We start from the raw sequence: 15980 nt of genomic DNA on the forward strand, positions 1-15980 counted from the left end.
GGGGCCGCATTTGGCGGCCCGGGTGCAAAAGGTTCCGCCCGCCAAATGCGGGCCGGTTCAAAGGGTTCAGAGGGGAAGGTTGACGGGGCCTTCGGGCCCGAAGGTTGTGGCCGACATCCGTCGGCGGGTTATGTTCGCTGGCGCTCAGGGGGCGACGGCCCTATGGGCCGAGGGTGGTGGTATCGCCCTTTGGGCGATGAGTATGAAGTCAGCGTTACGGGAATGCCTTTCTGCTGCATAAATCGCACTGAGCATTCTGCTGATTTAGCCACGCACGGTCAACCAGTTAAAAGGAAGGCCCTTTTATGGGCAGGCTCAGGGCCAACTTTGGCTGACTCGAAGACCCTATGCAGGGTCTTCGCGGTGGCTTCTTTCCCTTTGGTGGCTGGCGCTCCTTATTTCCAAAAGGCGCCCACCGAGGCCTTTCCCCTGAGCGAAGCGATAGAGCCCTTCTATACAACCCTTGGCACCGAGGGCCGTCAGGCCCGATGGATGCCATATGCCCCTCTGCCGCGCAGCGGCAGGCCCCTTCGGGAATACAGCCTACCACCCCATCTGACCCCGGTGAACCCTCTGCACCTTCTGAACCCTCACGCCATAGGCGTGTCCATAAAAAAACCGGGCCCTTTCGAGCTCGGTTCCCTTTGACTGATTATTTCTTTCCTTCGTTGCCAAACCACTTGGTGTAGATCTTGTCATAGGTGCCATTGTCTTTCAGTTCTTTCAGCGCCTTGTTGACAGCTGCCTGCAGTTCCTTGTTGTCTTTCTTCATAGCGAAGACCATGCCTGCTGCGTCCTTTGGTGTGCCTACAATCTTGAGGTCTTTGTCAGCGCCCTGTTTCAGGTAGTACATGCCTACCGGCTGGTCGATGACTACGGCATCCAGTGTCTTTGCCTGCAGTTCCATGAAGGCCTGGGAGTTGGAGTCCAGCTGTTTTACATTGGCTGCCTTGGCTTCCTGGGCCAGTTTCACCTGCTGGGTGCCCACCTGGGCGCCTACGTTCTTGCCTTCCAGGTCTGCCCAGTCTTTGATGGAATCATTGTCTTTGTTGACGATGATGATGAAGCCGTCCTGGGTAAAGTAGGGATCGGAGAAGGATACCTGCTTGGCTCTTTCAGGGGTAGCATTGAGGCCTGCTGCAATGAGGTCGATCTGGCCGGACTGTACAGCAGGGATAAGGGCATCAAATCCCATGCTCTTGAATTCCATCTTGCTGCCCATCTGTTTGATAACCGCATCAGCCAGGTCAATATCAAAGCCTACGTATTTATCGTCTTTGGTAAATTCAAAGGGCGGGAATGTGGTTTCGGAACCTACGCGGATGACGGAAGGAATGCCGTTCTTGGAAGCGGAGGCACCGCTCTTGGAGCTTCCGCCGCCGCAGCCTGCAGCTCCAAATACAGCAGCCATAGCACCTAATGCCAAAACGATTTTTAATTTTTTACCCATCATGACAAATCATCTCCATACAGCAATTTCACAGACCGGAAGCTTTGCTATGAATTTTTATTCAAGCTTCCTCGTTCCTTTTCATAAAAATACTGGTCATTTTTCGCTAAATTTCTTGGAAAATCCTGTATTTTAGCAAAATCCTCAAAAATGCGTTTTTAAGAAATCAGTATCTTTATGCAATCTATGCATATTTTATCAACATTTTACATAAATGTCAAATGCTGAAGGCATTTTATAAAAACCTTTCGTTCCTCCCCGCCTGTCTTCCTATCCTTTCATTGACCCCGACTTCCCATCATGCTATAGTTTAAAGTACAATACTTTAAGAGCAGAAAATTTCGTCTGTTCATCTATTATTTAACTCTTATATACATGCTGTATACTTTCACCATATAATATAGCGGCAGGCAAATGGCCTGCTTCTCTTACCTGTTTATAAGCAAAGGACTTTTCATGGAAATTATCATTTCATTTCTCTCCGAATGGGGATACGCAGCGCTTTTTATCTGCATGGTGCTGGAAAATATGAATATTCCCATCCCCAGTGAAATCATTCTGGGCTTTGCCGGCTTTCTTGTATCCCAGAGTATTTTTTCCTTCTGGCCCACGGTACTCATCGGCACTGCTGCCGGTATTGCGGGATCTGTCATCTCCTACTACATGGGCTACAAGGGAGGCCGCGACCTGATTCTGCGGCACACTGCCAAAGGCGGCATGGGAGCAAAGAAAATGATTGCCGCCAAGGACTGGTTTGAAAACTACGGTGCCATCGCAATTTTCACCGGACGTCTTCTGCCGGGAGTACGCACCTTTATTTCCCTGCCCGCCGGTATCGCCCAGTTTCCTCTGCCGGAGTTCATCATCCTCACCCTCATAGGCACGGTGCCCTGGACCATTTTCCTGGTGTACGTAGGCTCCGTGCTGGGCCACAACTGGGCCATGATTCTTGACTATAAATGGGAAATTGCCGGCGTGTGCGTCCTTATTTCCGCATTCATTGCATTGGGGTACCATGTGTACCATAAGAGAAAATCCAAATGAAATTTGATAAAAAGTGTGTCTTTCTATTTTTATACTGTCTTGTGATTTACGGCGCCTTTCTGGGGCTCATCCCTCTTTTGGATCCCGACGAACCGGTTTACGGAGAAACAGCCAAGGAAATGCTTGCCACCGGAGATTTCCTTTCTCCCAGGATTTACGGGGAGTTCTGGTATGACAAGCCGCCTCTTTTCTACTGGCTGGAAGCTCTGTCTTTCAGCCTCTTTGGCATTTCCACCTGGACCGCCCGGCTGCCTTCCGTTCTTTTGGGAGCACTGACCCCGGTATACCTCTATCTTTCCTCCCGAAAGCTCATCGGTGAAAAGGCCGCCCTCCGGGGTGCCTTCGTCTGCGCCACCTCCCTTGAAATCATCGTACTGGCCAGGAGCAGCGTCACCGACACCCTTCTTACCTTCACCCTTACGGTGGCCCTCATGTCCTTCCTTCGGAAAGAATATATGGCCGCCTACATTTTCTGCGGTCTGGCCCTTCTCACCAAGGGGCCCGTGGGCTTTGGATTTCCTGCCCTCATCGTAGGCCTTTGGATGATTGCAACGAAACAGTTTAACCTGAAAGAAATCATGGCCCTCAAGTGGTACTGGGGCATCCCTCTGGCCTGCCTGGTGGGACTTCCCTGGTATATAGCCATGGGCAGCATACACGGCGATGCCTTCATCGATACCTTTCTGGGCTACCATAATGTGACCCGTTTCGTGAGCCCGGAACATGCGGGACAGAACCATTACTGGCTCTATGTGGTGGTACTGCTGGCGGGCTTCTACCCCTGGAGCGGCACCCTTCCCGGCATTTTCCGCCGTACGAAGACATGGATGAAAGAGAAGAACGCCGCCTTCTTCCTGGTGTGGACCCTTTTCATTTTCATTTTCTTCTCGATTTCCTCCACCCAGCTTTTCTCCTACATACTCCCCATGTTCCCGCCCCTTTCTCTTCTTTCCGGCATGTATCTCACGGATTTGGAAGAAACGGGCCATATATCCAAAGCCCTCATCCTTTCCCATCTTTTCTTCTCCCTTCTCACCGCCGGCGTCATTGCCCTGGCACCCATCAGCCCGGAAGGAGGCAGCTGGGTACGCTGGATGATCGTTTTCTTGATGGTTCTGGCCGCCCTTCTGGCCGGCCTCAGCCTCCGGAAAGGACGGTTCCACGGTTTCATGATGACCCAGGCCCTTCTCTCCGCCGTCTTCGTTCTTTCCATCTGGGGTGCCTTCGCCTCCCCCGTTTCCTCCCTTTTCACCTCCAGAGCCATTGCGGATAAGCTGGTTTCTACGGAGAGAAATCCATCCATTCCCCTCTATATAGACACCTTCTACCGCCCCTCCATTGCCTTCTACACAGACATCTACGGCTCCGCCCTTCCTGAATTCGACCGGCGGAAAATGGAAGCGGACGAAAGGAATGCAGAAAAGGGCGTCCTCCTTCCGGGGAAAGAGGAAAAGGCCCGGCTTCCGAAGGATGCTTACATCCTCATTCAGAAAAAAGTGTACAAGAACTGGCCGGAAGAGCAGAAATCCCACCTTTCCCTTCTCTGGGAAAAGGATACGGCCCTCCTGTTTATAAAGAAAGAAGACTGACCCTTGAGCACAAAGCGTATGAAAAGAAAAAACAAACTCCATGAAACGGCCGCGGAAAGCAGCAGAAAAGAAGTGGGAAAGACCCTCCTCTTCTTCTTTCTGGCTGCCTTCCTCTTCCTTCTCTGGGGCTCCTGGCTTCTTCCGGTGACGGATCCGGTGGAGTCAAACTATGCATTAACCGCCAAGGAAATGGTTCAGTCCGGCAACTGGATGTCTCCCCAGATTTACGGCACCTACTGGTATGACAAGCCCATTATGGTGTACTGGCTCCTTTCCATTTCCTACACCCTTCTTGGCTTCACGGACCTGGCCTCCAGGCTTCCTTCCGTCATCTGCGGCGCCCTCTCGGTGACACTCCTCATCTGGTATGTCCAGCGCATCCTGAAGGACAATGTGACCGCCGTCTGGTCCGGCGCCATGCTGGCTCTGTCCCTGGAATTCTGGGTCATTTCCCATGCCATCATTACCGACAGCATCCTCCTTCTCTTCACCATTCCCACCATGCTTTCCGGCTATATGGGTGTCATGGAAGGAAATAAGAAACACCTGGCAGCAGCCTACGCCGCTGCCGGCCTCGCCTGCCTTACCAAAGGGCCCGTGGGCCTTGTCCTTCCCGGCGCCCTGCTCCTTCTGTGGTGCCTTTCCATGAAATCAGGAAAAATGGCAGTCCGCCTCTTCCCCTGGCAGGGCATTCTCGTTTTCCTGGCAGTCACCCTTCCCTGGTACGTGGGCATGTACCTCATTCACGGCAGCGATTTCATAGAGCAGTTCCTGGGGCTTCACAACTTCATCCGTGCCACCTCCTCCGAACATCCGGCAGACAACCACTGGTACTACTACCTTGTCCTCCTTCCCGCCGCCCTCCTTCCCTGGACTTTCACCTCCTTCTATGAAATGGTGAAGGGCTGGAAGGAAAAGACCCCCTTCTACCGCTTCCTCATGGTATGGTGCTGGGGCACCCTTCTCTTCTACACCCTCATGGCCACCAAGTACGTCACCTATACCTACATTGCCGTGGTGCCGGCCATTATCTTCTCCGCCCTCGCCGCCCCTGCCATCCGGCAGGGGGAAAGCCACCCCTTCCTCGCAGGCCTTGGCGGCTTCGTTCTTTTCCTTGCCGCCGCCATTGCCGGCTCACTTTACATCAAGGAAGGCAGCTGGTGGATTCTCTATGTGGTCATTCTCTACGCCCTCTGGTCTCTGGGCATCCGTTATAAAAAGAGCCGGGGCCGGCGCCTCACCGTTATGGCCGCCGTCACCGCCTCGGTCTTCCTCTGCCTTATCATGGAAGGCCTGCCCCATTACCTCCCCCGCCGCTCGGCAGTGGAGCTGGCGGAGGAAATGAAGGCCGCCCCCGGTGAGCACTATTTCTTCCGTTCCTATCCTGCAGGCTACACCTTCTATACGGGAGAAATCGCCACCCGCGTGGTGCCTCCCCCCATTGGCGACGATGGAGAAGGACGAAATCCCCTGTGGAATGAGAAATACGTCATGCCATCGGCAGCAGACAAGGACTTCGTCATCTCCCACCGCCATCCCGAAAAGCCGGTGTTCCTCTATGTATCCAAAAGCGACAGGAAATACTTTGACCAGTGGTTCTTCAAATACCGTTTCAAACAGGTAAAGCCTCTTCTCACCGGCGCCATCTTCATCATGACCGATGCGAAGGATATTCCTGAATCCTTCAAAGAAGCCAAAGAGCAGATGAAAAAAGACATGAAGGAAGACTTGAATGAATCTCCCGAAAACGATTAAAAAAAGGAGTATCCTATGGATTTGAACCAATTCCTCAACGGCCTTTCCGGGTATAAAGGAGAAAACACCTTCAACCCCTGGGCCGACCATGATGAAAGATATGAAATCGAAAAGGCCGTGGCCATCAGGCGAAAGAACCTGGAAGACTACCTCACCCTCCGACTTGGAAAAGCCAGGATTCTTCTCATCGCCGAAGCCTGCGGCTACCAGGGCGGCCACTTCTCCGGCATCGCCATGACCTGCGAGCGCATGCTGCTTGACCTCCACCCCGTAGTGGACAGCGCCATGGTACTGGGCCGTAAGGGCAGCCGTACCAGCATGAAAGACAGCCCCCTCCTGAAACCCATCCAGCAGGCAAAGGGCTTCAACGAACCCACAGACTCCGTGGTATGGAGTGCCTGCCTGGAAGCAGGCCTTGGTCCCAATGACTTCCTCCTGTGGAACATCTTTCCCTTCCACCCCTATAAAAAAGGAAACCTCCTCACCAACCGCACCCCTGCGGACGATGAACTGGCAGCAGGCCTTGCCTGCACCAGAAACCTCCTCTCCCTCACCGGCCCCCTTCCTATCTTCGCCATCGGAAAGAAAAGCGAGAACACCTTAACCGAAGCAGGCTTTCCCGTCACCGGCCTCCGGCACCCCGCCAACGGAGGAGCCAATATCTTCCGCAGCCAGCTGAAAGAGGCACTGAAGTAAAAAACGCACCATGGAAAATTTCCATGGTGCGTTTTTTAGGGTTCTTAGGGTTCAGAGGGTTCAGAGGGTTCAGAGGGTTCAGAGGGGAAGGTTGACAGGGCTTCGCCCCGAAGGTTCTTACGGCTAAGTTTGACGGCCCTTCGGGCCGAGGGTTGTGGTATCGCCCTGCGGGCGATGAGTATAAAGTCAGCGTTACGGGATTTTCTTTTGGATTACCAGTGCCGCCTGACGGAGAGCGCTTACCCTCTTCCTCTGGAAGGAGCCTATTTTGCATACTTACCATTGGGTTCATAAGGAAGATTTGCATGACGGCAAATCAGCCCCTCCGGTGGATTCCCCCTTTGGTGCCAAATAGTACCAAAAGGGGTGTATTTCCATCGGGCAAAGCCCGGTTGTACGGTTTTCCCACGGGCGAAAGCCCGGTTGTAAAGGTTTTATACAAACTGGCGCCTTCTATAAATTAAAAGCGCCCACCACAACCCTCGCGGCTGAAGGCCGCGTCAAACCTTAGAACCCTCAGGCCGCGGGCCTGTCAAACTTCGGGCCCACAGGGCCCGTCAACCCTCACGCCCGCAGGGCGTGTCACACATGCCCATGAAGCACATACCGCTTGGTAAAATAATTCCATATCATCACGATGGCTGAAGCGATGACCTTGGCGAACATGTACCATATGCCTATGATATCGATGAAGAACCACATGACCGCCTGGTTGATGCCAAGGCCCATAATGGATGTGAGGGCGAAGAGCACCATCTGCATACCGGTCTGCTGCTTTGCATGGAAAACCACGTACACGCAGAGGATGTAATTCACCACCAGGGACACGGTGAAGGCAATGGGCGCCGACACCAACGGATGGAGGCCGCCGTATTCGGTGAGGGTAAAGAGGAGCACATATTCCAGAAGGAAACAGCCTCCGCCCACCACCAGGAAGCGGAATACCTCCCAGAAACGTTCTGTGGAGGGAAAAAATCGACGAATCAGAGAATCAAACATACTATACCTTTCTTACAACAATGGGACGTCTCCCCTTTTCCTTATTTCTTCAGCATCATCCGGATGATATTCATCTGGATTTCAAAGTTCTTCCTGCTGCTTTTCACTTCCGTATCCAGCATGAGGCCGATGCCCAGAAATACCACTGCCGCCATCATGAAGAAGCCGGAAGTCACCAGGGTCGGCAGCTTGGGCACCAGGCCGGTGATGACATACTCATGGAACACAGGAAGGAAAAGGGCCAGGGAAATCAAAGCCAAAAGGACGGCGGCTGCCGTAAAGAAGCGGAGGGGCCTGTAATCTTTATAGAGCATGAAAATGGTCTTCAGCACTTTGGCCCCGTCCCGGAAGGTATGGAGCTTGCTCACGCTCCCTGCCGGACGGTCACGGTAGGACACAGGCACATTGGCCAGAAGAAGATTCTTGTCCAGGGCATGGATGGTCATTTCCGTTTCGATTTCAAAGCCCTTGGACAGGATGGGGAAAGTCTTCACAAACATAGGTGAAAAGGCGCGGTAGCCTGTCATCACGTCCTTGATTTCATGGCTGCTTTCTCCCCAGAACATGTTGATACAGCGGCGCACCAGCATGTTGCCGGAATTATGGAAAGGCCGCTTGTTTTCCTCAAAATAGGTGGAAGAAAGGCGGTCGCCGATCACCATATCCGCCTTCCCCTCCAGAATAAGATTCACCATGGCCCTGGCATTTTCCGCAGGATAGGTGTCGTCTCCGTCCACCATGACATAGCAGTCCGCGTCAATGTCGCGGAACATGGAGCGGATCACATTACCCTTTCCCTGCCGGTACTCATGGCGCACCACCGCCCCCGCCCTTTCTGCCAGATCCGCCGTGCGGTCGGTGGAATTATTATCATATACGTAAATCACCGCCTCCGGAAGCACCCGCTTGAAATCGGTGACCACCTTCTCAATGGTCAGCCCCTCATTCCAGCAGGGAATCAATACGGCAATCCTGTCCATGGTTTACTCTCCTTTCACTCGTACTGATTATTGTACTCCATTCCCGCTGTAAAATACAGATGGTAAAAGGCCGCTCTGCGGCCCGGGTTCAGAGGGTGGCTTCAATGATTGTCCCGCCGCCTGCGGGGTGGCAAGGGAACTGGAGTCACACCAGCGAACATATTTTGCACTATGCGAACTGGATTTGTAGGGAAGCGACAGCGACCCGAAAATCCAGTGAGTCAGTGACAGCAGAGGATGAAGGAGCAAAGCGACGCGCAAAATATTGTGAGTCGGTGATAGCCGTGCTGTAGGGAGCCCTTGGGCGACTGAGAATCCAGTGACACGCTTCCCTATGGGTGAAGGTGGTGCCGCAGACGCCAAAGGGGGACGGCCCTTCGGGCCGAGGGTTCCTAAGGCTCTCAGGTTTGACGGGCTCTTCGGGCGATGCGTATATGCCGCTCGCGGCAAGGACGCTACGGAACCTGCCTCTGTGCCACTCCCTTTGCCCCCGAATGGTACAATAAGAAGAAAAGTCTGTTTCGTGAAGGAGGAAATTATGAATATTGTCATTGCGCCACCTGTCAGAAAGAAGTATGAAAAGGATATTTCATCCCTTTTCCCGGAGGCCTCTCTTTTCTATCTGGAGGACATGGATGAGGAAAAGCGGAAGGAAGCGCTGGAGAAGGCGGATGTGGTGCTTTCCCGGAATATTACAGGCGACATCCGGAAAGATGAACTTCCGCTCCTTGCCAAGCCTGCCATGGTGCAGACCACCAGAACCGGCGTGGATCACCTGGATTTCAAAACCCTTCCGAAGGGTATCCGCCTCTACTGCAATGCCGGCGGCTGGGCCAGGGGCATTGCAGAATCCGCCTGCGGCATGATCATCGCCCTGAACCGCTGCCTCCGTGAGCAGCTCTATGACCTGCAGCATGGAGAGTTCCATATTCTTGGGTATCACCAGAAGCTCCTTTCCGAACAGACCGTGCTCATCGCAGGCTTCGGCGGCATCGGGCAGGCAGTGGCGGAGGTGCTCCATCCCTTCCACTGCCGGATCACCGCCATTTCCCGCCACCTGCCGAAGTCCCCTCTTCTCTCCAAAGCCTACACCATGGATGATCTGGAAGAAGCAGTAAAGGAAGCGGACGTACTGGTGCTGGCCCTTCCCTTTTCAAAGGAAACGGAGGGCATCATCAGCAGACACATCCTTTCCCTCATGAAAGAAGACAGCATGGTGGTGGACGTAGCCAGGGCCCAGCTCATCGACCGGGAAGCCCTGCTGGACAAGGTAAAAAACAATCCCCATTTCCATGTGGCCATGGACGTGTGGTGGGAGGAAAATGAAGCCTATCCCAAAGACGGCGACCCCCTCCTTGCCTTCCCCAACGTGCTTGGCAGCGCCCATAATGCGGAAATGAGCAGCACCGCCCACAGGGAAGCCCTCATGAACGCCCTCCGCAATATCCGGGCCTTTCTGGACGGAAAACCGGTGAAGGGAAAGGTCCACAGAGAGGAATATGAACGGGAGGTTTGAGGTTTGAGGTTTGAGGTTTGAGGTTTGAGACAATCAAAAAACAGGTCATCCCAGGGGATAACCTGTTTTTTGATTTGAAATTTTATTTCATCCGTCCTGCCATACTCCTTCCACAGGCAGAAGTCAGCAGCACTCCTGAACCGGGCTGATATGTGAGCATAGCCTGCCCCACAGCGGAAACAACTTCCTGGACTTTCAGGCAGCTGTGCTCTCCTGTAAACCACGTTCGTTTGCCATCCTAAAGGGGTTCAAGCGGCATAGCGGATAGCGGCCATTTATCCTGCTGTCCTACCAGTCCACCAGTCCACTCATCTCCACAGGAATCCCGTTTTCCATGCAGTAGGCATAGGCCCTGCTGTCTTTTTCGCATTTCACGGTAACCGGCGTGTCCCTGAATACGTCTTTCCCTATACGGCGGAGACTGGAAGGGAGGGTAATGGTTTTAAGGTTCGAACAGTGGGCGAAGGCTTCATCCTCCAGGCTCTGCAGCTGATTTCCCAGTTCCACATAGGTCAGTGCCTTCGCGCCTTTGAAGGCGCCCACCCACACTTCCTTTACCTTTTCGCCGTAGAAGGCGATGAGTTCGGAGGAGGCAAAGGCGTATTCGCCGATGTATTCAATATCCGTGCCGCCGTTTACGTAGAGAAGGGTGGCGTGATTATAGGTGTCGGTGCAGATATAATTGTTGAAGGTCATAGTCCAGGGGTAAATGAGGATATGACGTTTTCCGTCTGCCGATGTATAGGTCGGACGGCGGGGATCTGCCATGATGGCACGGGCCATGGCCTCACGGTCATAGTCTCCGTTCTTTTCCGCCTGGACTCTGATGAAATAAATCCTTTCGCCATTGTCCTCTTTTTCCCTTCCCCTGCTGTCCACCGGAATGCCCCGGATGCTGCTGGTAGAAGGGGCAGTGCGCTTGAAATCATCCATGAAACCATCGTGGCTGTAGTATTTGGAATTATCGTAAATGTGCCAGTGATCTCGGGCCCGGCTCTTCCGTACGATCTGCCGGACTTCCGCTTTCCTCACGAGAGGCGATTTTTCTCCCTTGAGGTAATAGGGAATGTGATTTTCCCGGCAGTAGGTCTCCCAGCTGCTTCCCGGAAGGCAGCAGATAATCATGTCGTCCCCTTCAAAAACTCCCTTACCGATATGGCAGTCCATCTGGAGAAGCTCCATGAAATGAAGTTCCCGGCAGTGGGCAAAGGCATAGTCTCCCACGAAAGAAAGGGTAGAGGGCAGATCTGCGTGGGCAAAGTAAAGAAGCCCTTCAAAGGCATGGGCTCCGATAGCTTCCAGCCCTTCGTCCGCTTTTATCTGGCAGATGGTGGACTTTTGGAAACAGGATTCCCCGATTTCCTTTACATCCCCTTTCAGATGGAGATAGCAGATAGGTGCATTGTAGAAAGCGCCGCTGTCCAGTTTTGTTATGGGAACTGTATCTTCCGGAATGTGGATGACTTCAGGGAAGCGGTCATCATCCTCATTGCACACTCTGGAAATATCCGGAAGAAGGTGCCTGAATTCCACCGGAAGACTTGTGTGTTTCTTGCCGGCAATGATGTCCTCGGCCTTCTCCTTCGTCAAAATGGTGGTATAGCTGTCCGGAAGATTTCCTGCTTTCATGGATTCATAGGCCCTGCCGCCGAGGGGAATGTCCAGCCGCACGGAGGACTCCCGGTCTTCGTCATTTTCCACCGTCGTTTCCGGCGAAAGCTTTACCACCGTCTCTCCCTCTGCTGCAGAAAGGGGGTACACCGGTACGGAGGCAGGGATGGATAGCGTTTTCAGGGAAGGCAGCCGGTAAAAGGCATGTCTGCCGATGGTTCTAAGGCTATTCGGCAGTTTGATTTCCTTCAGATTCGGGCAATAGCAGAAGGCGTAATCTGAAAGGGCGGTGACTCCCTCCGGCAGGGTTATGGATTCATCGTTTCTGTGATAGAAATAGAAGGAGGGAATGGTGCTGCCGTCACCCGTATCCCGGGCCTTTCCCTTCCGAATGACGATTTCTTCCGTTTCCTTTTTTAGCCTGTCCATGAGGCCGTAGGGAAATCTTATTTCCACGCCCTCCATGGCAGCAGCAATCTCTCCTGCCTTTGGAAGAAGCTCCTGGTCCATGATTTCATCAAGGGCGCTGCCCCCTTCCTTCATCCGCTTCAGGAGTGCTGCCATGGGAAGGCCGTTTTCCCTGCCATAGGCTTCAAGCACCTCCAGAGACAGCTCATACTTGGTTTCTTCCAGCTTTTTTGCAAGGCCGAAGGCTTCCGCAATGCGGTCAGCCGTGCCGTCCCTGTCCCTGCCGAAGGCATAAAAGAGTTTGTAGGAAAGCATGTGGCAGGGGTTATGGGCCAGGGCATAGGCCGCCCCCTCCTTCCACCGTCCCTTCTCCAGTTCTCCCTCCTGAATGGCAGAGAGAATCCTTGGGGGCACGCCCATGTCTTCCTTATCCGGCGGCAAAAGATGGAGCCGGTCCGATGCATCCATCACCAGGAAGAACGCCGCCTTCCGATAGGCCTCCATGAAGGCATTCATGAGTTCATCTGATGCATAAAGTTCTTCCAGCTCCCGCCTTTCCCGGCTGTTTGTCAATGCATTGCCCATAGCATTGAAAAGGCTATGGCCGGCGCCGATGACCAAGTTGGCAATGCCGGCGGTAATCATGCCTTCAATGGCGCCGCCGATGCCGAAGCCGCCGCCTATAATCCGTCCCCTGTACTCTTTGCGGAGCTCCCGGTACCTTCTTACCGCCTCCGCACTGCCTGTAATGTCTCCCACCTTTTTCAGAAGGGATTCGATGAAATCCTGCCAGGCATCCAATGCAGAAGGCGCCCCTTCCGTCGTATCCCTGGTCATGAAATTCCGGAATTCCAGACCGTAAATACCACGGCTCATGAGGAGGGAGGACTCCTTTTTCAGCACACTTTCAAAGAGCTTCTGTACCGCCTTTTCATCAGAGACAAATTGAAGCAGCCCCTTCACATCCCCCTCTCCCAGGTAAATGCGCTTCAGCTCTTCCCTGTTTTTTGCTTCGTCCATCATGGCCTTCAGGAGGCGGTAGAATCCCACCTGCCGTTCATCATATTCAAAATGGAATCCATCCATGTCAAAAGCATAGACGCCCCTTTCCCCGTCATGGTAAGGGCGAAGGGTATCACTGTCATCATCGGGGGAGCAGAAAATGGGATGGATTTTTCCCTCCGTCCCCTGCTTTTCCTTCACCTTCCGAATCAAATCATCCAGGGAAGGGCCTTCCGGAGAATCCTTGGCCGCCGGCACCGGCGTGCCGCAGTGGGGGCAGAATCTGGAACCATCAGGCAGCGGTTTTCCGCAGTTCATACAAAACATGGCAATCCTCCTTTTGCAATCATTCTTTGTCCTTATTTTACTACGGAGGACCGGGGATGTCACATGGAGACGGCAAAGAGGCAGCGGTGGCCTCCTCCAGACATTATTTGATCTACCGCTAATGTCTAAAGACAAATAGCACTTCCTACCTCGATGTTCCAATTTAGATATCTTGCCACATTAAGGAAACGCTGATCAAATCGTTATCGGATTTCATTCTTGCATTTTTATCCAATGCAAGGAATACATCAACACAAATAGCGAGCTATTTAAGGAAACTTATGACAAAGCATTGGGTAAAAATGCATATGAAATTCAATTCTGCAAATTAATCAGTGCTTCCTTAATATATTGGAATAGAAACTGCCTCTTTATGTTTGCTTTGAACCTGTAGGTTGATTTTTTATTTGATATGTGTATAATAAATCATGGAAGGTTTAATGCCTTTCTTTTATAGGAGGAACACAATATGCTCACATCATTAGGAAAATTTCTAAGAAAGCTGCGTATCGACAACGGGGAAATACTAAAAAATATGTCTGACAAATTAGACGTCTCCCCTTCTTTCCTTTCTGCTGTAGAGAACGGAAAGAAAAAAATGCCATCAAGCTGGAACAGTAAAATTTGTCTCTTTTACCAATTAACGCCTGAACAGGTCAATGAATTCACAAAAGCGATTGCTGAAACAGAGAATTCATTGACCTTATCTCTTGACTCTCTTACCTCACTTCAAAAAGAACACGCCATATCCTTTGCGCGTACCTTTGATGAACTTTCTGATGAGCAGTGGGATGCCATTTCTCAAATTTTAAAGAAAGGAAGCACGAAAAATGTATAAAGCAGATCCTATTTCTCGTTCTGATGTCCGCCATTACGTCCGAAAACTTAGAAAACGATTGGGATACGAAAATATCCTATATATTCCCATTGTGGAAATTATGGAAAATATACTGCCACTGCTAATTCCTGATTTTAATTATGAAATCGTCGAGAAATCAAAAATGGGAAATAAGCATGGAGAAACGGATCCGGATCATCATCTTATCCGAATCCGTGAAGATGTATATAAGGGCGCCTGCAACGGCAATGGGCGGGATCGTTTTACCATAGCACACGAAATAGGGCACCTGCTGTTTCATCAAGAAATGAATATCACATTGTGCCGGGTGGAGGGAAATAATAAAGAAAGGCCTAAGGTGTATGAGGATCCTGAATGGCAGGCCGATGTTTTCGCCGGTGAACTATTAGCTCCCTCATATCTAATCCGGGAAATGACTGCCCTGAAAATCAGCGAGTCTGCACAGATTTCTATGGCAGCCGCCAAAACACAATTACGCCATATTCCGAATAAGCAATATATCCAATTCCCGGAAAGAAGGTGATGCCTATGGCTTTATAACAGATGGGATGCCAGCCTACCAATTGTCGTTCCATTGATTTTTATCTTATTGCTTACATATTATCTGTTTAATTATTATCAGTTCAAAGGATACAAAAGTTCTTTAGCAAACGTAGAATATATCTGTATCCGGAACCGATGGAAAGGTCCTAAATTTTGAAAATTAAAAAAGTACTGCCCCGAGCTCTGAGGCAAGTTCCTGATTCATTTCAGGCATTCTTAGTAGATAATGCAGAATTTACAGAGGTAGAAGAATACCCAATTCTCCCGGCAGCTTTTGTCTCGCAAAACCTGCCCGATAAAATCATGCCTTTTGATAAGGCTCTCAATGATAGAGGAGACCTATCAAATACTTTTATCTCTTTCTATTCACCAGATGCAAGTTTTAATCGCGTGCGTCTCCACCCTGCCAAATATCTCAACTTCTTTAGACGTACGGCAGGAATTATTGGATTCGATTTCAGTATTCATTCTGATATGCCCATGGTAAAGCAAAAGAGCCAAATAAATGATAATCTTTCACTTACCTATTTCTTTGGAAAATCCGGAATTCCTGTGATTCCTAATCTTCGATGTGGCGTTGATGAACTTATCCCGGAATTTCTTACTGCCATTCCCTCTAACACGTACGTGTCCATAGGCACACATGGCTTTATTAAGGAAATCTGGGAACAATGCGAATGGTATTGCTTTTTAGAAAAAGTGATTCCTGCATTAAATCCAAAGGGAATCGTCGTTTATGGTTCTTTACCACTCCCTTTGATTGATGCATTCAAGAATCAGGTACCTTTCTACTTCTATGAACCATGGAGCAGCCAGTGCAGAAAGAAGGTATCAAGACATGTCGTCTAAAGGTGCAAGTAATCGTTATCATACTACCAGCCATGGAAATAATAGAAAAACAACCGGCCACATTAATTATGCATGGGCTAAAGCTTTTAACAGACGTACATTAGCAGATCACTTTAACCGACATGGCACGCAAATGAAATGTGATACAAAAGAAGCTTATGAAGCTAAAGCCGTTAAATTTGCAAACACCATCGATAAAAGACACTGCATCAGCTTTGTAGCATCTAATGGCACTACATACAAGTTTAATAAGAAAAATGGGACAATTTGCATAATCCTAAAGAGCGGTATCGTGATCACTTACTTCAAACCCAAAACCGGAATTTCTTATTATCGCAGCCAAATAAAGGAG

The 15980-nt window shown here is 51.0% G+C and carries 13 protein-coding genes; 9 read left to right on the forward strand and 4 right to left on the reverse strand.

Annotation, left to right across the window (positions count from 1 at the left end):
* Nucleotides 1-652: 652 nt before the first annotated feature.
* Nucleotides 653-1453 carry a basic amino acid ABC transporter substrate-binding protein gene (locus tag Q0482_RS02130; RefSeq protein WP_299142748.1) on the reverse strand — a complete coding sequence of 267 codons (801 nt, stop codon included), beginning with the start codon at nucleotides 1451-1453 and terminating at the stop codon, nucleotides 653-655.
* A gap of 453 nt (nucleotides 1454-1906) precedes the next feature.
* Here Q0482_RS02130 and Q0482_RS02135 point away from each other — a divergent pair, with 453 nt between their 5' ends.
* Genes Q0482_RS02135 through Q0482_RS02150 form a run of 4 tightly spaced genes read left to right on the forward strand, consistent with a single transcriptional unit; the run spans nucleotide 1907 to nucleotide 6534 of the window.
* Nucleotides 1907-2494, forward strand: a complete 588-nt coding sequence (locus Q0482_RS02135) for a DedA family protein (protein WP_299142750.1) — start codon at nucleotides 1907-1909, stop codon at nucleotides 2492-2494.
* Complete coding sequence (locus Q0482_RS02140; protein WP_299142752.1) at nucleotides 2491-4083, forward strand: glycosyltransferase family 39 protein; 1593 nt, start codon at nucleotides 2491-2493, stop codon at nucleotides 4081-4083. The genes Q0482_RS02135 and Q0482_RS02140 overlap by 4 nt, the downstream gene beginning before the upstream one ends.
* Nucleotides 4084-4101: 18 nt before the next feature.
* A complete protein-coding gene (locus tag Q0482_RS02145) occupies nucleotides 4102-5838 on the forward strand; it encodes a glycosyltransferase family 39 protein (protein WP_299142754.1) in 1737 nt (578 codons plus the stop codon).
* A 15-nt stretch (nucleotides 5839-5853) separates the two neighbouring features.
* Nucleotides 5854-6534, forward strand: a complete 681-nt coding sequence (locus Q0482_RS02150; protein ID WP_299142756.1) for a uracil-DNA glycosylase — start codon at nucleotides 5854-5856, stop codon at nucleotides 6532-6534.
* 582 nt (nucleotides 6535-7116) lie between these two features.
* Here the strand turns inward: Q0482_RS02150 and Q0482_RS02155 are convergent.
* Complete coding sequence (locus Q0482_RS02155) at nucleotides 7117-7533, reverse strand: GtrA family protein (RefSeq protein ID WP_299142757.1); 417 nt, start codon at nucleotides 7531-7533, stop codon at nucleotides 7117-7119.
* 41 nt (nucleotides 7534-7574) lie between these two features.
* Nucleotides 7575-8513, reverse strand: a complete 939-nt coding sequence (locus Q0482_RS02160) for a glycosyltransferase family 2 protein (RefSeq protein ID WP_299142759.1) — start codon at nucleotides 8511-8513, stop codon at nucleotides 7575-7577.
* A 538-nt stretch (nucleotides 8514-9051) separates the two neighbouring features.
* Here Q0482_RS02160 and Q0482_RS02165 point away from each other — a divergent pair.
* A complete protein-coding gene (locus Q0482_RS02165) occupies nucleotides 9052-10029 on the forward strand; it encodes an NAD(P)-dependent oxidoreductase (RefSeq protein WP_299142762.1) in 978 nt (325 codons plus the stop codon).
* A gap of 288 nt (nucleotides 10030-10317) precedes the next feature.
* Here the strand turns inward: Q0482_RS02165 and Q0482_RS02170 are convergent, their stop codons facing one another.
* Entirely contained in the window at nucleotides 10318-13377 is a 3060-nt protein-coding gene (locus tag Q0482_RS02170) for a leucine-rich repeat protein (RefSeq protein ID WP_299142765.1), read from the reverse strand.
* Between the two features lie 469 nt (nucleotides 13378-13846).
* On the opposite strand from Q0482_RS02170, the gene Q0482_RS02175 reads away from it, so the two are divergent.
* From Q0482_RS02175 to Q0482_RS02190, 4 genes are all read left to right on the forward strand, one after another.
* Nucleotides 13847-14215 (forward strand): helix-turn-helix transcriptional regulator, encoded by a 369-nt coding sequence (locus Q0482_RS02175; RefSeq protein ID WP_299142767.1) that lies wholly within the window; start codon nucleotides 13847-13849, stop codon nucleotides 14213-14215.
* Complete coding sequence (locus Q0482_RS02180) at nucleotides 14208-14759, forward strand: ImmA/IrrE family metallo-endopeptidase (protein WP_299142770.1); 552 nt, start codon at nucleotides 14208-14210, stop codon at nucleotides 14757-14759. Before Q0482_RS02175 ends, Q0482_RS02180 begins: the two co-directional genes overlap by 8 nt.
* Nucleotides 14760-14932: 173 nt before the next feature.
* Nucleotides 14933-15628: a DUF4417 domain-containing protein gene (locus Q0482_RS02185; protein WP_299142773.1), complete on the forward strand. Its 696-nt coding sequence runs from the start codon at nucleotides 14933-14935 to the stop codon at nucleotides 15626-15628.
* A partial coding sequence (locus tag Q0482_RS02190; protein WP_299142775.1) for a hypothetical protein occupies nucleotides 15618-15980 on the forward strand: 363 nt, incomplete at its 3' end. The genes Q0482_RS02185 and Q0482_RS02190, both read left to right, overlap by 11 nt.

Origin of the sequence: uncultured Dialister sp. (assembly GCF_937959425.1) — a bacterium.
Lineage (GTDB): Bacteria > Bacillota > Negativicutes > Veillonellales > Dialisteraceae > Dialister.